Genomic DNA, 20,026 nt, shown 5'->3' with positions numbered 1-20,026 from the left:
ATCAATGGCGACTGACACTACGCTTTCGCGAGCAGGCTCGCTCCCACTTTGGATCGGTGTGGCTTACTGAATTTCCTCAGGCTTGACGATCACCCAGTTCTTGTCCGCCGTCACCGGCAACCCTTCTTTCGCCTGCGCCGCTGCATGCTTGGCCATCATGCCGTTGAGCTGGGTCATGTATTTGTCCTTGCGGTTGATCCACAAGTGAATGCCGCCCTTGGCCACGTCGACATCGTGGAACAGCATGTAGCCGTCGCTGGTCGGCGTATCGCCACCGACCAACACCGGTTTTTTCCATTCGTCGATGTAGGTGAGAATCGCCGCGTGCTTGCCGGCCATCCACGTTGCCGGGGTCCACAGGTACGGCGTCAGCTCGAGCCCAAGGTTGGCCTTCTCGTCATATTTGCCGGCAGTGATCTGCTTGCGCGCCGTGGTCAGTTCATTGGTTTCGCGATTCTTCAATAGCGTGGTCACGCCGATGACGTTTTGCGGTTTGATGTTGTAGCCATACTTCGGATCCGCCGCGACCATGCGCACCAGCTCTTCAGACGCGGCGGTCATCACGTAGACCTCGATGCCGTTCTCCATCAGCTTGTTGTACAACTCTTGCTGGCCGGTGAAGATCTTCGGCGGGTTGACGTCGAGTTTCTTCACCACATCGCCTTCGTAATACGTCGCCGGCACCGGCTTACCGGAAGCCATCAACTCATCGACGTAGCCTTTGAGTTCCTTGAGGGTGAAACCGGAGAACACCTGCGCCACCCACGGGTAGCAGACCATGTCGTCGACTTCGCAGAGGCGATAGTAGTAACTGAACAGGCTTTCCTTGTGGTCGGCGGTGTCCTTGAACGGCATCAGTTTCAGGGAGGGGTCGAGTTTGTCGCGGGTGATCAGGCCCTTGTTTTCCATGAACGGCAACAAGGACTCTTCGAGGTCGTAGCGGTAACTGGTGTTGTCCATGTCGAACACCGCGTAGTTACCCTTGTTGGCGTTGGCGGCGATCATCGCGTCCAGCGCCTTGGCCTGATCGGCCGGCCAGTGTTTCAGGTCAGTGGCGAAGGCCTGAGTGGCCAGGCCCATGCCCACTGTCAGTGCGACAGCCAGAAATTTCGGTGCGAACTTCATAAGCCTCTTCTCCCTGATTCAAAGAGATCGACGCTAACAAATATGTGTGACAGTCCTCGCCTGTCAGCGACCGCCCACGTCCCTATCGCGCCAGATGCATTGCCGAGAGCGACACGGGCTTATTCCAAAAACGACGGACGCCCTAAGATTTCGGTATTAAATCATTGCAAATCAAGCTGTTAGGCTTGCCGGTTCGCAGCAGCCCCGGAAGGCTGTTGGCAAAGTCTTTCTGGAGTTCTCATGAATCTACCGTTGATTCTCAACCTGCTGGTGTTCCTCGCCCTGCTCTTCGGTCTGGCACAGACCCGCCACACCACGTGGAGCCTGGCGAAAAAAGTCCTGCTCGCGCTGGTGCTGGGCGTCGCGTTCGGCGTGGCCCTGCACACCGTTTACGGTGCCGGCAACCCGGTGCTGAAAGCCTCGATCGGCTGGTTCGATCTGGTCGGTAACGGTTACGTGCAGTTGCTGCAAATGATCGTTATCCCGCTGGTGTTCGCCTCGATCCTCAGCGCAGTGGCGCGCCTGCACAATGCTTCGTCGCTGGGCAAGATCAGTTTCCTGACCATCGGCACCCTGCTGTTCACCACCGCGATTGCCGCGCTGATCGGCATCGGCCTGACCAACCTGTTCGGCCTCACCGCTGAAGGTCTGGTCGCCGGCACCCAGGAAATGGCCCGCCTGCAAACCATTCAGTCCGACTATGCCGGGAAGGTTGCCGACCTGAATGTGCCGCAACTGCTGCTGTCGTTCATTCCGCAAAACCCGTTTGCCGATCTGGCGCGGGCCAAGCCGACCTCGATCATCAGCGTGGTGATTTTCGCCGCATTCCTCGGGGTTGCCGCGCTGCAACTGCTCAAGGATGACGTCGAAAAAGGTCAGAAAGTGATCAACGCCATCGACACCCTGCAAGCCTGGGTGATGCGTCTGGTACGTCTGGTGATGAAACTGACCCCTTACGGCGTGTTGGCGCTGATGACCAAAGTGGTCGCCGGTTCCAACCTGCAGGACATCATTAAACTCGGCAGCTTCGTCGTGGTGTCGTACCTCGGTCTGGGCCTGATGTTCGTGGTGCACGGCTTGCTGGTGTCGGCCGCCGGGATCAACCCGCTGCGCTTCTTCCGCAAGATCTGGCCGGTGCTGACGTTCGCGTTCACCAGCCGTTCCAGCGCGGCGAGCATTCCGCTGAGCATTGAAGCGCAGACTCGTCGTCTGGGGATTCCGCAGTCGGTGGCGAGCTTTGCCGCCTCGTTCGGTGCGACGATTGGCCAGAACGGTTGCGCCGGTCTGTACCCGGCGATGTTGGCGGTGATGGTGGCGCCGACTGTTGGCATCAACCCGCTGGATCCGCTGTGGATCGCGACGTTGGTGGCGATTGTGACCTTGAGTTCGGCGGGCGTGGCCGGGGTCGGTGGCGGCGCGACGTTCGCGGCGCTGATCGTGCTGCCGGCGATGGGTTTGCCGGTGTCGCTGGTGGCGTTGCTGATTTCGGTTGAGCCGCTGATTGATATGGGCCGCACGGCGTTGAACGTGAGTGGTTCGATCACGGCTGGCGCGATTACCAGTCAGGTGATGCAGCAGACTGATAAAGCGTTGCTGGATGCTGATGAGCATGCGGAGCTTGCTCAGGCTTGATTAGCGCCTGACAGACCGCTATCGCGAGCAGGCTCACTCCTACAATTGGAATGCGTTCCCCCTGTAGGAGTGAGCCTGCTCGCGATGCTCTTAGGCTTTCTCCCAAACCTCAAAGCTGTACGCGGGTTTATCGCCCTCAGCCGGATTCGGCACATTCGACACCAGTTTCCACTGCTCCAAATCAAACTCCGGAAACCACGCATCCCCTTCCGGGCTCAGCGCCACGCGAGTCAGATACAGACGATCCGCCTGCGCCAGCCCTTGCGCGTACAACTGCGCGCCGCCAATCAGCATCAGCTCATCGACGCCCTGCTCCTTCGCCCATTCCTCGGCGCGAACCACCGCGGCTTCCAGCGACGGATAAACTTCCGCCCCTTCGAGCACCAGACCGGCCTGACGACTGACCACGATATTCAGGCGCCCCGGCAATGGCCGACCGAGCGAATCCCAGGTCTTGCGCCCCATGATGATCGGTTTGCCCAAGGTCGTGGCCTTGAAGTATTTGAAGTCCCCCGGCAGGTGCCAGGGCATGCTGTTGTCGACGCCGATCACGCGGTTTTCACCGAGGGCTGCGATCAGGCTGAGGGGGAGTGATTTAGTCATGCCGGCGAGGATACCAGAGCCGCGCTTACCCCGATAAGCGCCACAGCGGTTATGCTCAGCGCTCAATTAAGCGACGGGACGCTGCGTGACTGAACTGACTCCACTGCAAAACCTCTGGCTCACCGAGACCGTGCGCCTGCGCGAAGAACACGCAGGCCCATTGGATGATCTGGAAGCCAATCGTCTGGCCCGCACCGCCGGCGGCGATCTGCCGAGCCGCATTCAGCGCCGCGCTTTATGGCTGGCCGAACGCGACGGGCTGACTGCTGCCCTCAAACACTGGCTGCAAGGCGCGCGTCTGGCACTGCTATTGATGGTGCTGCTGGCCTGCGTCACCGGGGCTGGCATGGCATTTTCTGCGCTCGGCGACGGTACGCGAGCGGTGAACATTTTCTGGGCGCTGGGCACCTTGCTCGGGGTCAATCTGATCCTGTTGCTGAGCTGGGCATTCGGCCTGCTATTCGCTGGCGAACACGCGGCAGCACTCGGCCGCCTGTGGCTATGGCTCAGCGAGAAACTTGCCCGGGACGCCAAAGCCGCGCAATTACCCCCCGCATTACTGGTCCTGCTGCAACGCCACAAACTCAATCGCTGGGCGATTGGCTCACTGGTCAATGGCCTGTGGTTGCTGATCATGTTCAGCGCGCTGAGCATGCTGATATGGATGATGGCCACCCGGCAATATGACTTCATCTGGGAAAGCACGCTGCTGGGAGCAGACTTCTTCGCGGCACTGACTGATGCGTTGACGGTTATTCCCCATGCGCTGGGCTGGAGTGCGCCGAGCGTGGACATGATTCGCGTAACGCTGGACACCGATTACAACCGCGTCCTGGTTCGCCAGATGTGGGCGATATGGCTGGTCGGCGCGGTGCTGATCTATGGCGTGCTTCCCCGTCTGCTGCTGATGCTGTTCTGCCGTTGGCGCTGGAAGCGTGGACGTGATCGCTTGCGTCTGGAGCTGAACCTGCCCGGCTACGCGCAGCTGCGCGAACGTTTGATGCCGACCAGCGAACGCCTCGGCGTCAACGACCCGGAGCCTGCGCAATTGCACCGCGTCGAAAGCAGCGTCGGCGAACTGGCTAGTGAAGGCGCATTGCTGGTGGCCATCGAACTCGACGAACAACGTCCATGGCCGCCCGCGTTATCGAAAAATGTCAGCAATGCCGGCATCCTCGACAGCCGCGAATCGCGGCACAAACTTCTCGAACAATTGAGCCGCTTCCCGCCGGCACGTCTGGCGATTGCCTGCGACCCACGGCGCTCGCCGGATCGCGGCAGCCTCGCCTTGATCGCCGAACTGGCGCGCAGCGCTGGCGAAACCCGCGTGTGGTTGCTGCAAGCGCCGCCCGGCGAAGCGCTGGATGCCGAGCGTCTCGGCGACTGGCACGTCGCACTGCAACAACTTGACTTGAAGTTCGCCGATTGCGCGCCGTTGAACTGGCTGGAGACGGGTCATGACTGATGCCTGCAAAACGCCGCTGAAACTCGCGGTGGTCGGCCACACCAACGTCGGCAAGACCTCGTTGTTGCGCACGCTGACCCGCGATGTCGGCTTCGGCGAAGTCTCCCATCGCCCGAGCACCACGCGGCATGTCGAAGGCGCGCGGTTGTCGGTCGATGGCGAACCGTTGCTCGACCTCTACGACACGCCGGGGCTGGAAGACGCCATCGCCCTGCTGGATTTTCTCGAACGCCTGGAACGCCCCGGCGAACGCCTCGATGGCCCGGCCAGACTGGCAAGATTTCTCGACGGCAGCGAGGCGCGCCAGCGTTTCGAACAGGAGGCGAAAGTGCTGCGGCAATTGCTCGCCTCCGACGCCGGTTTGTATGTGATCGATGCGCGCGAACCGGTGCTGGCCAAGTACCGCGATGAACTGGAAGTGCTGGCCAGTTGCGGCAAACCGCTGCTGCCGGTGCTGAATTTCGTCAGCAGTGCCAACCATCGCGAGCCGGATTGGCGCGAAGCGTTGGCACGGCTTGGGCTGCATGCGCTGGTGCGTTTCGACAGCGTGGCGCCGCCCGAGGATGGTGAGCGTCGGTTGTATGAAAGTCTGGCGCTGCTGCTGGAAAACGCTCGTCCGCAACTGGAACGCTTGATTGCCGATCAACAGGCTCAGCGCCTGGCGCGGCAGCAAAGTGCGGCGCGGTTGATTGCTGAATTGTTGATCGACTGCGCCGCGTGTCGGCGCAGTGTGGTCAGCGAGGCGGCGCAGGAACAACAAGCCATCAGTGAACTGCGCAAAGCCGTGCGCCAGCGCGAGCAGAAATGCGTCGAGGCGCTGCTCAAGCTGTATGCGTTTCGCCCGCAGGATGCGGCGGCGAGTGATTTGCCGTTGCTCGATGGACGTTGGGGTGATGATCTATTCAACCCGGAAACCTTGAAGCAGCTCGGCGTACGGGTTGGCGGTGGGATTGCGGCAGGCGCGGCGGCCGGGGCTGGCGTGGATCTGCTGGTTGGCGGAATCACCCTCGGCGCGGCGGCATTGGCCGGGGCGATTGCCGGTGGCGCGCTGCAAACGGCGCGCAGTTATGGCAGCCGGTTGCTGGGCAAGATCAAAGGGCAGCGCGAGCTGACGGTGGATGACGGGGTGTTGCGGCTGTTGGCGTTGCGTCAGCGGCAGTTGGTGTTGGCGCTGGATCAGCGTGGGCATGCGGCGATGGATGCGGTTCAGGTGGCCACGCCACAGGACAAAACCTGGCGTGAGGGCAAGTTGCCGGAAGCGCTGAACAAGGCGCGGGCGCATCCGCAGTGGTCGTCGCTGAATCCGCAGGCGAAGTTGAATCAGGCGGAACGGCAGGAGCAGATTGAGGCGTTGGTGGGGAAGGTGCTTGAGCTTTAGATCGCCCCCCTCACCCCAGCCCTCTCCCAGAGGGAGAGGGAGCTGACCGTGTTGTTCTTCCGTCATACGTCGACCTGAGATATCCAGTCGAACTCAGGTTTGAAAGGCATGAAAATCGGCTCCCTCTCCCTCCGGGAGAGGGCTGGGGTGAGGGTTGCAATCACTCAGCCAACAACAAAACCTCAGCCTTGCGCTTGAGCACCGCCAGATCAATCACCGGCACCGCCCTCTCCTTGGCCAACTCATCCCACTGGCGCATCCGCAGGCTAACGGCACACAGCGGATCCCGCTCAAACTCATTCGCCTCGGCCTCGGTCATCACCCCGCCCTGATATTCCAGGGTCCGCCGACTCGCCTCACTCAAGCGTCCGAAATACCCCAGCTCACGCAACGTCAGATACCGCTTGGCCTGCACGTGATATTCCACCAGCCGCGCCATACGCTCGCTGAAACCGGCTTCACGCAAATAATCCGCACCCAGGCGTTCATGACTGACCACGCCATAACCGCCCATATTCTCCGCGCCCTCGGCACACAAATGGCCGATGTCATGAAAGAACGCCGCCAGCACCACTTCATCATCAAAGCCCTCAGCCATTGCCAGTTCGGCCGCCTGCGACATGTGCTCGATCTGCGACACCGGCTCGCCGATGTAATCGCTGGTGCCAAAACGCTCATACAGCGCGAATACCTTGGCGACGGTTTGCTCGTGACCTGTCATCAAACTTCCTCCAGCAACTGCGCAACATTGCGCTCGGCCATGGCCGGGCCGACGCTCATGCCGACGCCGGTGTGCATCAACGCCACACTCAACCCCGCTGCCGGACGCAGCAAAGAAAATGGCCCCGGCCCCCGAGAACCATAGACGCCCTGCCAGCGCTCGACCACTTGCACCTTGCAGCCCAGCGTCTGCTCGGCCAGCTCGATCATCCAGTTATCCACTTGCTCAGCGTTGAACGGTGAAGGGTCGCTGCCGTAGTGGTGCGAGTCGCCGATGATCAGTTCGCCGTACGGCGTCGGGCTGATCAGCAGGTGGATACCGTGGTCGTGCAGGTGCGGTTGCTCACGGAAGATTTGCGCCTGCACCGCCGCCGCTTCGGGTAGATCGGAGAAGGCGCCGTAGTGCACGCAACTCAAACCGGTGAGCAAGGCGTGTTGCAGATTCAGATCGACCTGCGGTTTGGCGCGGAGCATTTGCAGGCGGCAGATTTGCGGGTCGAGGGCAGCGATCGGCTCGGCCAGCAAGGTCTGATAATCGTGGCCGGAGCAGACGATGATCTGCTTGGCGGTAAAACTGCCGGCGGTGCTGTGCAGGTGCCCCGGCTCGACGTCGCGTACCAGCGTGGAGAAGTGGAACTCGACGCCGAGGTCGCGACGCAGGTAATCGATCAGCGCCGGGATTGCTTCACGCGAGTACAGCTGTTGATCGTCCATGCCGTGCAACGCGGCACGGTGGTGGCTGAACTGGCCGTGATACAGATCGCGCAAGGCCGCGCCGCGCAGCAATTGGATGTTGTAACCGTGCTCCACGGCGCGACCGTTGCAGAAGGCTTCCAGCAAGTGTTCTTCAGCTTCACTGCGAGCGAACAGGTACGAGCCGTTACGCTTGATCTGCAAACCGGCGAGCTGCGCCCAGTCGCCCCAGATGTCGCGGCTGGCCTTGGCCAGTTCGAGCATAAGCCCGGGAGGTTGGCCAGTGACCAGCGCCTGGCCGAAGTTGCGCACCGAAGCGCCGAGGGGCGTGGCAGTGCGTTCGAAAACGGCGACCTTGAGGCCGCGTTTGGCGGCGGCGTAGGCGTGCGATAAGCCGAGAATGCCGGCGCCTACGATGAGCAGGTCTTTGTGTTGTGTCATGAGGCTACCTCAATGATCGTTCCCACGCGGAGCGTGGGAATGCAGCCAAGGACGCTCTGCGTCCATAGTGACGCGGAGCGTCACGGGATTCATTCCCACGCGGAGCGTGGGAACGATCAGCAGAGCGTGGGAACGATCGGCAAAGGTTACTTGGCAGCGACTTTCTCGGACTTGCCGTCATAACGCTTGCGCCATTCGGTCAGGATCTCGTCGCGATTCTTCGAGGCCCAGGCAAAGTCGTTCTTGATCAAACGCTGCTCGTAATCGGCCGGCAATTCGGTCTGCGGCTTGGCGATGCCCGGTTGCGCGAGGACAGCGAAGTTCTCCTTGTACAGATCCATCGCTTCGGCGCTGGCGGAGAAGTCAGCCAGTTTCTTCGCCGCGTCTTCATGCGGCGTACCTTTGATCACGGCAGTCGCTTCGATCTCCCAGCCCAGACCTTCCTTCGGCAGAATGATGTCCAGCGGCGCGCCCTGACGCTTCAGCTGTACCGCCGGATATTCAAAGGAAATCCCGATCGGGAACTCGCCCGCCGCCGCTAATTTGCAAGGCTTGGAACCGGAGTGAACGTACTGACCAATGTTCTGGTGCAAGCCATCCATGTACGCCCAGCCCTGCTTCTCGCCAAAGGTTTGCAGCCAGGCGCTGACGTCGAGGAAACCGGTGCCGGACGAGGCCGGGTTTGGCATGACGATCTTGCCCTTGTACTCAGGCTTGGTCAGATCCTGCCAGCTCACCGGTTTGGTCAAACCCTGCTTCTCGGCCTCGACGGTGTTGAAGCAAATCGTTGCCGCCCAGACGTCCATACCGACCCAGGCTGGCGGGTTGGCAGCGTCACGGTAGTTCGCGCCGATCTTGCCGAGGTCCTTCGGTGCATAGCTTTGCAGCATGCCTTGCTGATCGAGGATCGCCAGACTGGAAGCCGCCAGGCCCCACACCGCGTCAGCCTGTGGACGGGCCTTTTCGGCGAGCAGTTTGGCGGTGATGATCCCGGTGGAATCGCGCACCCATTTGATTTCGACGTCCGGGTTGGCCTTTTCGAACGCTTCTTTATAGGACTTCAGTTGTTCGGCTTCGAGGGCGGTGTACACCGTCAACTCGGTTTTTGCCGCGAAGGCATTCAGGCTGAAAGTAGCGAGCACAGCAGCGGCCAGGGCCATAGGCTTGAACATGATCGTTTTCCTGTAAGTGAGTTGAACGGGGTTGGAATCAGTGACCGGGCGCAGTTTGCCGCCAGGCTTGAGAACGGCGCAGCAAGCCGCGCGAAGCCCACGCCAGCAGCAAGGACACGCCCGCCGAGGTGAACAGAATCAGGGTCGACATCGCCGCCGCGCCGCCGACGTTGCCGGCGTCATCCATGTTCAGCACCGCGACCGCCGCGAGGATGGTGTCGGGGCTGTAGAGGAAGATCGCCGCCGACACCGTGGTCATCGCCGAGACGAACAGGTAGCGCACGATGTCCAGCAGCGCCGGCAGGCAGATCGGCACGGTGACGCGCAGGTAGTGGCGGTACAGCGGCGCCTTGAGCGACAGCGCAGCCGCTTCGAACTCGGCGTCGAGTTGGCGCAACGCGGTGGTCGCGGTCATTTGGGCGGTGGTCAGGTAGTGCGCAATGGTGCAGACGATCAGCAGCGTCATCGTCCCGTAGAGCACGTGCAGCGGGTTGCCAGTGAGGTTGAAGAAGAAGACGTAACCCAAGCCGAGCACCAGCCCCGGCACCGCCATCGGCACGAAACTGAGCATGCGCAACGCCAGGTTAAGGCCGCGCTGGCTGCGGGTTTTCTCCATCAGGTAGGCACCGGTGAAGATCAGCACACTGCCGATCAACGCCGTGCCCAGCGCCATCTTCAAACTGTTGCTGTAGGCCAGCCAGCCACCGCCAGCGGTTTCGTTGAACTGGTAGTGGTTGAGCGACAGCGACAGGTTGTACGGCCAGAACTTCACCAGCGAGGAAAACACCGCCATGCCGAACACCAGAATCAACGCGGCGCTGATCAGCAAGACAATCGCCAGATAACAGCCATCGCGCGCTTTCGACGGTGCCGGTTTGAACACCTGCGCCCGACCGCTCATGGAGTCGCCGTGACGCCGACGCAGCCAGGCATCGACACCGAAGCTGAACAGCGCCGGCAGCAACAGCACCATGCCGATCAACGCGCCGCGACCGAATTGTTGTTGGCCGACCACGGCTTTGTAGGCCTCCAGCGCCAGCACTTGATAGTCGCCACCGACCACCACCGGCACGCCGAAATCGGTGATGGTCAGGGTGAACACCAGACAGAACGCAGCGAATACGGCCTGCCGAGTCGCCGGCCAGGTGATGCTGCGAAACGCCTTGGCCGGACTGGCGCCCATGCTCGACGCGGCATCGAACAGTCGCGCATCGGCCAGTGACAACGCCGAGAGCAGAATCATCAACGCATGGGGAAAGGTGTAAATCACCTCACCCAACACAATCCCCCAAAACCCGTAGATGTTGTCCGAGAGCAACCCGCGCAACATGCCCTGGTTACCGAACAGATAAACCAGCGCAATGCCCGGCAGCATCGACGGCGCCATCAGCGGCAGCAGGGAAATACCGCGCCAGATGCCCTTGGCCGGAATCAGCGTGCGTTGCAGCGCATAGGCAAACAGGTAAGCCAGCGGTACGACGATGGCCGCGACGCTGAGGGAAACTTTCAGGCTGTTGCCAAGCAGCCAGTGGAAATTCTCGCTGCTCACCAACTCCTTCGCCGCCACCCAGCCACCGCCCTGCCCGGCTTCACTGCTGAAGCCACGCCAGAAGATCGCCAGCAACGGCAGCAACACCGCGACGCCGAGTAACAGCAGCAGTAGGACTTTGCCGCCGACGACAAAAATGCGGTCGCCTATCTCGGCTTTCGAAGACTGTCGCACCTGCTTGTGCGGTAGCGGCAGCGCGAGGTTGCTGTTCATCAGGCAAACACCTGCAGGCTGCGCGGCGGCAAGGCGACCATGATTTGCTGGGCGCCGAGGCGCGGCATGGCTTCCGGGGCGAGTTCGGCGAGGAGTGCGTGACCTGGCAGTTGATCGAGTTCGAAGCTCATGCGGCAGCGGTTACCGAGGAAAGTGATCTCGCGCACCTTGGCCGGGAACAGGTTTTCCTCATGCACCAGCGGATTGACGTTGATCGCTTCGGGGCGACAGAACAGCCGACCCGAGGCTCCGCTGACGCTGCCGTCGGCCAGACGCACATTCATTCCGCCAACCCGGGCGTGGCTGTCGCTGCTGCGCTGGAACGGCAACCAGTTGCCCTGGCCGACGAACTCGGCCACAAACGGTGTGGCCGGGTGGTTGTAGATTTCCTGCGGGGTGGCGTATTGCTCGACGCGACCGTTATTCATCACGGCGATGCGGTCAGCCATCAGCATGGCTTCGTCCTGATTGTGCGTGACCATCAGGGTGGTGATGCCGAGGTTGCGTTGCAGTTGGCGCAACTCGGTGCAGAGATGCTCGCGGACCCGGGCGTCGAGGGCGGACATCGGTTCGTCGAGCAACAGCAGTGATGGTGCAGGTGCCAAGGCCCGAGCTAGAGCAACGCGCTGTTGCTGGCCGCCGGACAATTGGCCGGGGTACTTTTTCTCGCTGCCGGTGAGGCCAACCAGTTCGAGCATCTGTCCGACGCGCTGGCGCACTTCATCGCGACCGCTGCCAGCAAGGCCGTAGGCAATATTCGCCTCGACGGTCAGATTGGGGAACAGTGCGTAGGACTGGAACAGAATCCCGTAGTCGCGGGCTTGCGGGGCGAGGTGCGAGACGTCGCGCTCGCCGAGGTACAACTCGCCGCTGTCCTGCTTTTCCAGACCGGCGATGCAGCGCAGCAACGTGGTCTTGCCGCAGCCCGACGGGCCGAGCAGGCACACCAGTTCACCGGCGGCGACGTCGAGGGAGACGTTATCCAGTGCGGTGAACGCGCCGAAGCGTTTCTGCACGCCGCGCACTTTCATCGGCGCACCGGGGTTGGTCAGGGCAGTTGCGATGGCAGGATTCATGGACAGACCTCATCAAGCAGATGGGGCCAATCCTAGAGTTGTAATGCGTCCGTCATATGGCAGTGAGGCAAAAACGGCCGATAGTGGTATTCGGGGATTTTGGTTCACTACCGATCGTTCCCACGCTCTGCGTGGGAATGCCTCATCGGACGCTCCGCGTTCGGCTCTTGGGACGCAGAGCGTCCCGGGCTGCATTCCCACGCGGAGCGTGGGAACGATCATTACGCAGGGGACATTTCCTGCGCCAACCCGAGAAACGCCGCCGGCAACCGCGCGCCCTTGCGCTCTTTCAGGCAATACAGATATTCAGGAATCTGCGGCGCATTCTCGATGGTCAACACGCGCAACTGCGGATCATGCGGCACTTCCTGCCGCGCAATAATACTGATGCCAATATTGCGCAACACCGCCTCACGGATCGACTCACGACTACCAATTTCCAACAACGGCCCGAAACTGACCCCGGCGCTGGCCAGCAACTCTTCAGTCAGACGCCGCGTCGTTGACCCGGTTTCGCGCATCAACAAGGTATGCCCGGCCAGCGCACTCAACGCCACATGCTCCTGCGCCGCCAACGGATGATTGCGATGCACCGCCAGCACCAGCGGATCAGTGCCCAACACCCGACGAATCAATCGCGCGTCATCGAGCAATTGCGACGACGCGGCGATGTCCACGCGGTAATCCTCCAGCGCTTCGAGCACCTGCTGCGAATTACCGATTTCCACCGATACTTCCACTTGCGGCAAGCGCTCGCGAAAGGTCTTCACCAGATCGAGGATGTAATACGGCGCCGTCGCCGCGATGCGCAACGTGCCCTGCACCTGGCCGCTGTTGCGCAGGAAGAACTCGATATCGGCCTCTTGCTGCAGCAGGGTCTTGACCATCGGCAGCAACCGCGCGCCTTCATCGCTGACGCTCAGGCGCCGACCGCCACGGTAGAACAGCTCCACCGAATACTGGCTTTCCAGATTACGGATCTGTGTGGTCACGGTCGGTTGGCTGAGGCCGAGTTTTTTCGCCGCCAGCGTAATGCTGCCCAGGCGGGCGACCATGTAAAACGCTTTCAGCTCGGCACTCAGCACAACCTTTCCTCATCTATTTGCGCAGCAGGCGCAAACCGTTGAACACCACCAGCAGGCTCACGCCCATGTCGGCAAACACCGCCATCCACATGGTGGCGAGCCCGGCGAAGGTTACCGCAAGAAAGATAGCTTTGATCACCAGGGCCAGCGCGATGTTCTGTTTCAGGATGCTGGCGGTATTGCGCGACAGGCTGATGAACGCCGGGATCTTGCGCAGATCATCGTCCATCAGGGCGACATCGGCGGTTTCAATCGCCGTATCGGTGCCGGCAGCGGCCATGGCGAAACCGATCTCGGCGCGGGCCAGTGCCGGCGCGTCGTTGATGCCGTCGCCGACCATACCGACCCGATGACCTTTACCGTAAAGCTCCTCGATGGCTTGCAGTTTGTCGGTCGGCAGCAAGTCGCCGCGGGCCTCGTCGATACCGACCTGCGCAGCAATCGCCTGAGCGGTGTGCACGTTGTCACCGGTGAGCATCAGGGTTTTCACCCCGAGTTCATGCAACTGGCGGATCGCTTCGCGGCTGGTTTCCTTGACGGTGTCGGCCACCGCGAACAGCGCTAGCGGGCCGGAACTGTCGAGCAGCAGCACCACCGATTTGCCCTGCTTCTCCAGTGCGAAGAGTTTTTCTTCCAGTGCCGGCGAGCACAGGCCGAGTTCTTCGACCAGACGATGGTTACCCAAGTGATAGGTCTGGCCGTTGATCTCGCCTTTGACGCCACGCCCGCCCAACGCTTCGAAGTTATCCACAATCAGCGCGGCGAAGTTTTTATCCACAGCGGCGTTGGCGATGGCCAGCGACACCGGGTGGTCGGAGCGACCAGCCAAAGCAGCGGCAATTGCAGGCGCGGTGGCGTCGGCGGTCGGATCGAGCGACAGGTAATCGGTCTGCACCGGTTTGCCGTGAGTGATCGTCCCGGTTTTATCCAGCGCCAGATAATCGAGCTTGAAACCGCCCTCCAGGTACACGCCGCCCTTGACCAGAATGCCTTTGCGCGCCGCCGCCGCGAGGCCGCTGACGATGGTCACCGGGGTGGAAATCACCAGTGCACACGGGCACGCGACCACCAGCAACACCAGCGCGCGGTAGATCCAGTCGAACCACACAGCACCCATGAACAGCGGCGGAATGATCGCCACGGCCAAGGCAAACACGAACACTACGGGCGTGTAGATTTTCGAGAACTGATCGACGAAGCGCTGGGTCGGTGCACGCGCACCTTGGGCCTGTTCAACAGCGTGGATGATGCGCGCCAGGGTCGAATTGTTCGCCGCTGCGGTCACCGTGTATTCCAGCGAACCGGCCTGGTTGATGGTGCCGGCGAAGACTTTGTCGCCGACGGTTTTTTCTACCGGCAGGCTTTCCCCAGTGATCGGCGCCTGGTCGATGGTCGAACTGCCGCCGACCACTTCGCCGTCCAGCGCAATACGCTCGCCCGGCTTCACCCGTACGCGGGCGCCGAGTTCGACGTTTTTTACGTCCTGTTCAATCCATGAACCGTCAGCCTGCAACACCGTGGCTTGCTCCGGCGTCATCTGCATCAGGCCGCTGATCGCGTTGCGCGCACGATCGAGCGAGCGCGCCTCGATCAGCTCGGCAACGGTGAACAGGAACATCACCATCGCCGCTTCCGGCCACTGGCCGATAAGGATGGCACCGGTGACGGCGATGCTCATCAGCGCGTTGATGTTGAGGTTGCGGTTCTTCAGAGCGATCCAGCCCTTTTTATAAGTGGTCAGGCCACCGCTGAGGATCGACACCAGCGCGATGATCGCCACCACCCAGGTCGGTGCGGCGTTGGTGAAGTGGATGACTTCGGCGGCGAGCGCGCCGACACCGGACAGCGCCAGCGGCCACCAGTGTTTTTTCACCGGGGCCGGGGCTGGCGAGTCGAGGCCCGCCTCCAGCGGTTCGGCGTGCATGCCGAGGGATTTGATCGCCTCGGTGATCGGTTCCGTGCCCGGCAGATTGTGGGTCACGCCGAGCACGCGATTGATCAGGTTGAATTCCAGTTGCTGCACACCGGCGAGTTTGCCGAGTTTGTTCTGGATCAGCGTCTGCTCCGTCGGGCAGTCCATCGCCTCGATGCGGAAACTGCTCAGCCGCGCATCGGCGCTGGTCTTTTCGCTCAGTTGCACCAACGCAGGCGCGGCGGCTGTCGACGAGCAGCAGGAATCTTCGTGCGCGTGAACCGGTGCCGGCGCAGCGGCTTTTGACCCACAGCAGGCATCGCCGCCGTGGGCATGCTTATGCACAGGCTGCAATTTATGACTGTGATCGTGGCCGTCGCCGGGCTTGTGGGTGTGCTGGGAATCGCTCATTGGTCGCGTCCATGAAGGTGCCTGTTGCCAAGTAAAGACCCTGTAGCCACTATAGGGTCAAGCACCCTTTTGGAGATTGCCGTCATGAAGATCGGAGAACTGGCCAAACTCACCGACTGCGCCGTGGAAACCATCCGCTATTACGAGCGCGAAAACCTCCTGCCAGAGCCGGCCCGCAGCGACGGCAACTACCGCGTCTACACCCAGGCGCACGCCGAACGCCTGACCTTCATCCGCAACTGCCGCACCCTCGACATGACCCTCGAAGAAATCCGCAGCCTGCTGGCCATGCGTGATAGCCCGCAGGATCAGTGTGAAAGCGTTAATACCCTGATCGACGAACATATCCAGCATGTGAAGGCGCGCATTGATGGGTTGTTGGCGTTGCAGACACAGTTGCTCGACCTGCGCCAACGTTGTGGCGAAGGGCCGATGGCCGATCAATGCGGGATTTTGCAGCGGCTGGAGGTCAGCGGCGGAGTCGTCGCAACCGAAGTCGAACACTCCCACGTAGGCCGCAGCCACGGCCACTGACGTTGGCGCTCGTTCCCATGCTCCGCGTGGGAATGCCGCCATGGACGCTCCGCGTCCTAAGTGACGCGGAGCGTCACGGGATTCATTCCCACGCAGAGCGTGGGAACGATCCTGCTGACTAGACCGCCATCGGTGCAGTCATCGGCGCGTGATGCTCATAACCTTCCAGCGAGAAGTCGCTCGGCTCGACCAGCTCCAGCCATTCCGGCTGGTAAACGCCAGTCTTGGCAAACTCCGGCACACGATCGGAGATCTTCAGCTTGGGCATGGCAAACGGCTCGCGCTTGAGCTGTTCGTTGAGCATGTCCAGGTGGTTTTCATAGACATGCGCATCACCAATGAAATAGGTGAACCAGCGCGGCGTGTAGCCGGTCAGGCGACCGATCAGGCTCAGCAGCGCGGCGCCTTCGGTGAGGTTGAACGGCGTGCCCAGACCCAGATCGTTAGAACGGATGTAGAGGGTCAGAGAAATCTCTTTGGTCTCGACATTCGGGTGGAACTGGTACAGCAGATGGCACGGCGGCAGGGCCATTTCATCCAGTTGAGCAACGTTCCAGCCGTGGAACAGAATACGGCGGCTGCCCGGATCGTTGATGATCGTATCGACGCACTGACGCACCTGGTCGATGGCTTTGTACAGCACCACGTAGGCCTGGCCATCTTCTTCGCCCTGAGCGATCTGCTTGTAGCCGTTGCTCAGGGTTTGTTCGATGGCGGCGCTGTTGCTCAGCGGGATCTGCTTGTACGCCGGCCACTTGCGCCATTGCACGCCGTAGATCTCACCGAGGTCGTCATCGCCCTGACGGAACGGGTTGGCCAGCCACTGTGCGTTTTCGTTGGCGTTCTGGTCCCAGACTTTGCAGCCCAGCGCACGGAATTCAGCGGCGTTGTTCACGCCACGAAGAAAACCGCACATCTCGCCGATGGCCGATTTGAAGGCCATTTTGCGCGTGGTGATCGCCGGGAAACCTTCCTGCAGATCGAAACGCAGCATCGCCCCCGGAAAACTGATGGTGTTGATGCCGGTGCGGTTGGCCTGTTTGGTGCCGTTCTGAATGACGTGCGAGACCAGTTCGAGATATTGCTTCATGAGTTACCTGTGTCCTTTGAGCCCCGGCGTCGCGCGCCGGGGTTCGTAGTTTAAGCCGTCGGCGCGAGCGGTGCTGCCGGCGCGCGACGATAGGCCAGCCAGATCAGGAACAGCCCGCCGACGATCATCGGCACGCAGAGCACCTGGCCCATGGTCAGCCAGTTCCAGGCCAGATAGCCCAACTGCGCATCCGGCACGCGGACGAACTCGACGATGAAACGGAAGATGCCGTAGAACAGCGCGAACATGCCGGAAACAGCCATGGTCGGACGCGGTTTGCGCGAGAAAATCCACAGGATCAGGAACAACGCCACGCCTTCGAGCGCGAACTGATACAGCTGCGACGGGTGACGCGGCAGTTGCGCCGGATCGCTGAATGGCGGAAAGACCATGGCCCACGGTACGTCGGTGGCTTTGCCCCAAAGCTCGGCGTTGATGAAGTTACCGATGCGCCCGGCGCCCAGACCGATCGGCACCATTGGCGCGACGAAGTCCATCAACTGGAAGAACGACTTGCCGTTACGCTTGCCGAACCACAACGCGGCCAGCATCACGCCGATAAAGCCGCCGTGGAACGACATGCCGCCCTTCCACACTTCGAAAATCAGCGTCGGGTTGGCCAGGTAAGCGCTCAGATCGTAGAACAGCACATAGCCCAGACGTCCGCCGACGATGACGCCCATCGACATCCAGAAGACCATGTCGGAGAGTTTCTCCTTGGTCCAGGTCGGGTCGAAACGGTTGAGCCGGCGCGACGCCAGCAGCCACGCACCGCCGATGCCGATCAGGTACATCAGACCGTACCAGTGGATTTTCAGCGGACCGATGGCCAGGGCCACCGGGTCGATCTGCGGGTAAGGCAGCATTGCGACTCCTCGTTAGAGTTGAAAGCAGAATTCCCGGGCGACGCTGTCACCTCAGGATTAAGCCAGGATTGCGACGAGATCAAAGCAAAAAGCTTAAACCTACGGTGAACAGCAAAGCGGCGAACAGCCGTTTCAGCAAGCGCGGCGACAACCTGTGCGCCAATCGCGCGCCGATGCGGGCGAATACCATGCTGGTCAGGGCGATGCCCAACAACGCCGGCAAATACACAAAACCGAGACTATGGGCCGGCAACAACGGATCGTGCCACCCCAGAATCATGAAACTTAATGCACTGACCAGCGCGATTGGCAGCCCGCAGGCCGACGAGGTCGCCACCGCTTGCTGCATCGGCACGCTGCGCCAGGTCAGGAACGGCACGGTTAGCGAGCCGCCACCGACGCCGAAAATCGCCGAGGCCCAGCCAATCACACCGCCGGCCACGGTCAGACCGAGTTTGCCCGGCACCGTTCGGCTGGCCTTGGGTTTGATGTCCAGCGCCAATTGCACCGAGATAATCAAGGCAAACACGCCGATGATCTTTTGCAGGTGCGGGCCGGAAATCGCTTCCGCAGTCAGTGCACCGAAACCTGCACCGAGCAGAATGCCGACGGCCATCCACATGAAGATCGGCCAGCGCACTGCGCCTCGTCGATGGTGCTCACGCACGGCGTTGACCGAGGTGAAGATGATCGTCGCCAGCGACGTGCCGACCGCCAGATGCGTAAGGATCGACTGATCAAAGCCCTGCAAGGTGAAACTGAACACCAGCACCGGGACAATAATGATCCCGCCGCCAACCCCGAACAGCCCGGCCAGCACGCCCGCACAGGCGCCCAGCGCCAGATAGAGCAGAAATTCCATGACCGTCTCCCCAGACCGCATCCGCAAAACCGGAGCGGCATGGTAACGGATGCACACCCTCTGGCTCCACTGGCGATGGATGCACGGACGCGGGATGCGTAGAGTGAGCAAAAAACACACAAGGACCACCTTATGTGCCTGATTGTTTTCGCCTGGCGCCCGGGTCATGCCCTGCCACTGATTGTCGCGGCCAACCGTGACGAGTTCTACGCCCGGCCGAGCCTGCCGCTGGCGCAATGGCCGGAAGCGCCGCATGTGCATGCCGGACGTGATCTTGAGGCTGGCGGGACTTGGCTGGGGATTGGCGCCAACGGACGCTTTGCTGCGCTGACCAATATTCGCGATCCGCAGCAGGCGCCAGCGCGCAAGTCACGAGGGGAACTGGTGGCGAGGTTTCTCACGGGTGATGCGTCGATTGATGATTATTTAAGCGATGTGGTCGGGCGTTCGGCGGAATATGCCGGGTTTAATCTGTTGCTCGGCAACAGTCATGAGCTGTGGCACTTCAATGCGCGGATGTCGGAACCGGTGATGCTGGAATCGGGCATCTACGGATTATCCAATGCCGGGCTGGATACGCCGTGGCCGAAGTTGCTGAAGGCCAAGGTTGCTTTGAGTGCGGTGCTGGATGATCCGACGCCTGCGCGGTTGCTGGGGTTGTTGAGTGATGCGCAGGTTGCGCCGTCGGCCGAGCTGCCGGATACCGGCGTGGGTCTGGCCACTGAAACATTGCTGTCGAGTGTGTTTATTGCCAGCCAGAGTTACGGGACGCGGGCGAGTACGGCGTTGATCGTGAAGGCGGATGGGTCGCGGCGGATGGTCGAGCGGAGTTTTGGGCCGTATGGCGGGCATTTGGGCGAGGTGGAAATAACAGCTTAAAAGCTTACCCTCACCCCAGCCCTCTCCCGGAGGGAGAGGGAGCCGACCGTGATGTCTTGAGCCATACATCGACCTGAAAGACCGAGTTGATTATGGATTCAGCAGCACCTTCAGTCGCTGTGAGTCGATTATGGATTCAGCAAAGCACCTTCAAATCGGTGTGAATCTATTATGGATTCAACACAGCACTTTCAGGTCGGCGTACCTCTGCAGCATCCCCCAATCAGTCCCCTCTCCCGGAGGGATAGGGGGGCCGACCGCGTTGTCTTGAGCCATACATCGACCTGAAAGACCGAGTTGATTATGGATTCAGCAGCACC

Annotated in this window: 17 protein-coding genes; 5 read left to right on the top strand and 12 right to left on the bottom strand. The window is 61.2% G+C overall.

Features of this window, described 5'->3' with window-relative positions; all coding sequences use genetic code 11:
* Positions 1-63: 63 nt before the first annotated feature.
* Positions 64-1,125: an HAD family hydrolase gene (locus tag ACOYXJ_RS11175; RefSeq protein WP_460369458.1), complete on the bottom strand. Its 1,062-nt coding sequence runs from the start codon at positions 1,123-1,125 to the stop codon at positions 64-66.
* 240 nt (positions 1,126-1,365) lie between these two features.
* Here ACOYXJ_RS11175 and ACOYXJ_RS11170 point away from each other — a divergent pair, with 240 nt between their 5' ends.
* The gene (locus ACOYXJ_RS11170; RefSeq protein ID WP_007913564.1) at positions 1,366-2,757 is read left to right on the top strand and encodes an L-cystine transporter; all 1,392 of its coding nucleotides are present in this window, start codon (positions 1,366-1,368) and stop codon (positions 2,755-2,757) included.
* A 90-nt stretch (positions 2,758-2,847) separates the two neighbouring features.
* Here ACOYXJ_RS11170 and ACOYXJ_RS11165 read toward each other — a convergent pair whose 3' ends face one another.
* Positions 2,848-3,360 carry a dihydrofolate reductase gene (locus ACOYXJ_RS11165; protein WP_150647602.1) on the bottom strand — a complete coding sequence of 171 codons (513 nt, stop codon included), beginning with the start codon at positions 3,358-3,360 and terminating at the stop codon, positions 2,848-2,850.
* 85 nt (positions 3,361-3,445) lie between these two features.
* Here ACOYXJ_RS11165 and ACOYXJ_RS11160 point away from each other — a divergent pair, with 85 nt between their 5' ends.
* Positions 3,446-4,825 carry a DUF2868 domain-containing protein gene (locus ACOYXJ_RS11160; RefSeq protein ID WP_460369455.1) on the top strand — a complete coding sequence of 460 codons (1,380 nt, stop codon included), beginning with the start codon at positions 3,446-3,448 and terminating at the stop codon, positions 4,823-4,825.
* The gene (locus ACOYXJ_RS11155) at positions 4,818-6,203 is read left to right on the top strand and encodes a GTPase/DUF3482 domain-containing protein (protein ID WP_150793194.1); all 1,386 of its coding nucleotides are present in this window, start codon (positions 4,818-4,820) and stop codon (positions 6,201-6,203) included. The genes ACOYXJ_RS11160 and ACOYXJ_RS11155 overlap by 8 nt, the downstream gene beginning before the upstream one ends.
* A gap of 160 nt (positions 6,204-6,363) precedes the next feature.
* On the opposite strand, the gene ACOYXJ_RS11150 is transcribed toward ACOYXJ_RS11155, so the two are convergent.
* The 7 genes from ACOYXJ_RS11150 to ACOYXJ_RS11120 form a co-directional block, all read right to left on the bottom strand.
* On the bottom strand, positions 6,364-6,924 hold the full coding sequence (locus ACOYXJ_RS11150) for a phosphonate degradation HD-domain oxygenase (RefSeq protein ID WP_460369453.1): 561 nt from the start codon (positions 6,922-6,924) through the stop codon (positions 6,364-6,366).
* Positions 6,924-8,057 carry a TIGR03364 family FAD-dependent oxidoreductase gene (locus tag ACOYXJ_RS11145; RefSeq protein WP_460369451.1) on the bottom strand — a complete coding sequence of 378 codons (1,134 nt, stop codon included), beginning with the start codon at positions 8,055-8,057 and terminating at the stop codon, positions 6,924-6,926. The genes ACOYXJ_RS11150 and ACOYXJ_RS11145 overlap by 1 nt, the downstream gene beginning before the upstream one ends.
* A gap of 146 nt (positions 8,058-8,203) precedes the next feature.
* Positions 8,204-9,229: a putative 2-aminoethylphosphonate ABC transporter substrate-binding protein gene (locus tag ACOYXJ_RS11140; RefSeq protein ID WP_123376160.1), complete on the bottom strand. Its 1,026-nt coding sequence runs from the start codon at positions 9,227-9,229 to the stop codon at positions 8,204-8,206.
* A 37-nt stretch (positions 9,230-9,266) separates the two neighbouring features.
* Entirely contained in the window at positions 9,267-10,991 is a 1,725-nt protein-coding gene (locus ACOYXJ_RS11135; protein WP_460369449.1) for a putative 2-aminoethylphosphonate ABC transporter permease subunit, read from the bottom strand.
* Positions 10,991-12,067: a putative 2-aminoethylphosphonate ABC transporter ATP-binding protein gene (locus tag ACOYXJ_RS11130; protein WP_460369447.1), complete on the bottom strand. Its 1,077-nt coding sequence runs from the start codon at positions 12,065-12,067 to the stop codon at positions 10,991-10,993. Before ACOYXJ_RS11130 ends, ACOYXJ_RS11135 begins: the two co-directional genes overlap by 1 nt.
* A gap of 221 nt (positions 12,068-12,288) precedes the next feature.
* The gene (locus ACOYXJ_RS11125) at positions 12,289-13,152 is read right to left on the bottom strand and encodes a LysR family transcriptional regulator (RefSeq protein ID WP_034153701.1); all 864 of its coding nucleotides are present in this window, start codon (positions 13,150-13,152) and stop codon (positions 12,289-12,291) included.
* Positions 13,153-13,165: 13 nt separating this feature from the next.
* Positions 13,166-15,475: a heavy metal translocating P-type ATPase gene (locus tag ACOYXJ_RS11120; protein WP_460369445.1), complete on the bottom strand. Its 2,310-nt coding sequence runs from the start codon at positions 15,473-15,475 to the stop codon at positions 13,166-13,168.
* An 84-nt stretch (positions 15,476-15,559) separates the two neighbouring features.
* Here ACOYXJ_RS11120 and cadR point away from each other — a divergent pair, with 84 nt between their 5' ends.
* Positions 15,560-16,009, top strand: coding sequence for a Cd(II)/Pb(II)-responsive transcriptional regulator (gene cadR, locus ACOYXJ_RS11115; protein WP_016983204.1), 450 nt, complete (start codon positions 15,560-15,562; stop codon positions 16,007-16,009).
* 118 nt (positions 16,010-16,127) lie between these two features.
* Here the strand turns inward: cadR and ACOYXJ_RS11110 are convergent, their stop codons facing one another.
* From ACOYXJ_RS11110 to ACOYXJ_RS11100, 3 genes are all read right to left on the bottom strand, one after another.
* Positions 16,128-17,099, bottom strand: a complete 972-nt coding sequence (locus ACOYXJ_RS11110; RefSeq protein ID WP_064116306.1) for a thymidylate synthase — start codon at positions 17,097-17,099, stop codon at positions 16,128-16,130.
* 50 nt (positions 17,100-17,149) lie between these two features.
* Entirely contained in the window at positions 17,150-17,965 is an 816-nt protein-coding gene (gene lgt, locus ACOYXJ_RS11105) for a prolipoprotein diacylglyceryl transferase (RefSeq protein WP_007913003.1), read from the bottom strand.
* 79 nt (positions 17,966-18,044) lie between these two features.
* Positions 18,045-18,827, bottom strand: a complete 783-nt coding sequence (locus tag ACOYXJ_RS11100) for a sulfite exporter TauE/SafE family protein (protein ID WP_460369442.1) — start codon at positions 18,825-18,827, stop codon at positions 18,045-18,047.
* 132 nt (positions 18,828-18,959) lie between these two features.
* On the opposite strand from ACOYXJ_RS11100, the gene ACOYXJ_RS11095 reads away from it, so the two are divergent.
* Positions 18,960-19,706 carry an NRDE family protein gene (locus ACOYXJ_RS11095; protein WP_460369440.1) on the top strand — a complete coding sequence of 249 codons (747 nt, stop codon included), beginning with the start codon at positions 18,960-18,962 and terminating at the stop codon, positions 19,704-19,706.
* The last annotated feature ends 320 nt before the right edge of the window (positions 19,707-20,026 follow it).

The sequence above is a fragment of the Pseudomonas sp. Tul2A7 genome (assembly GCF_054790505.1).
The sequence above is the reverse complement of the archived record's forward strand: the minus strand, read 5'-3'. Positions and strand labels throughout refer to the sequence as shown.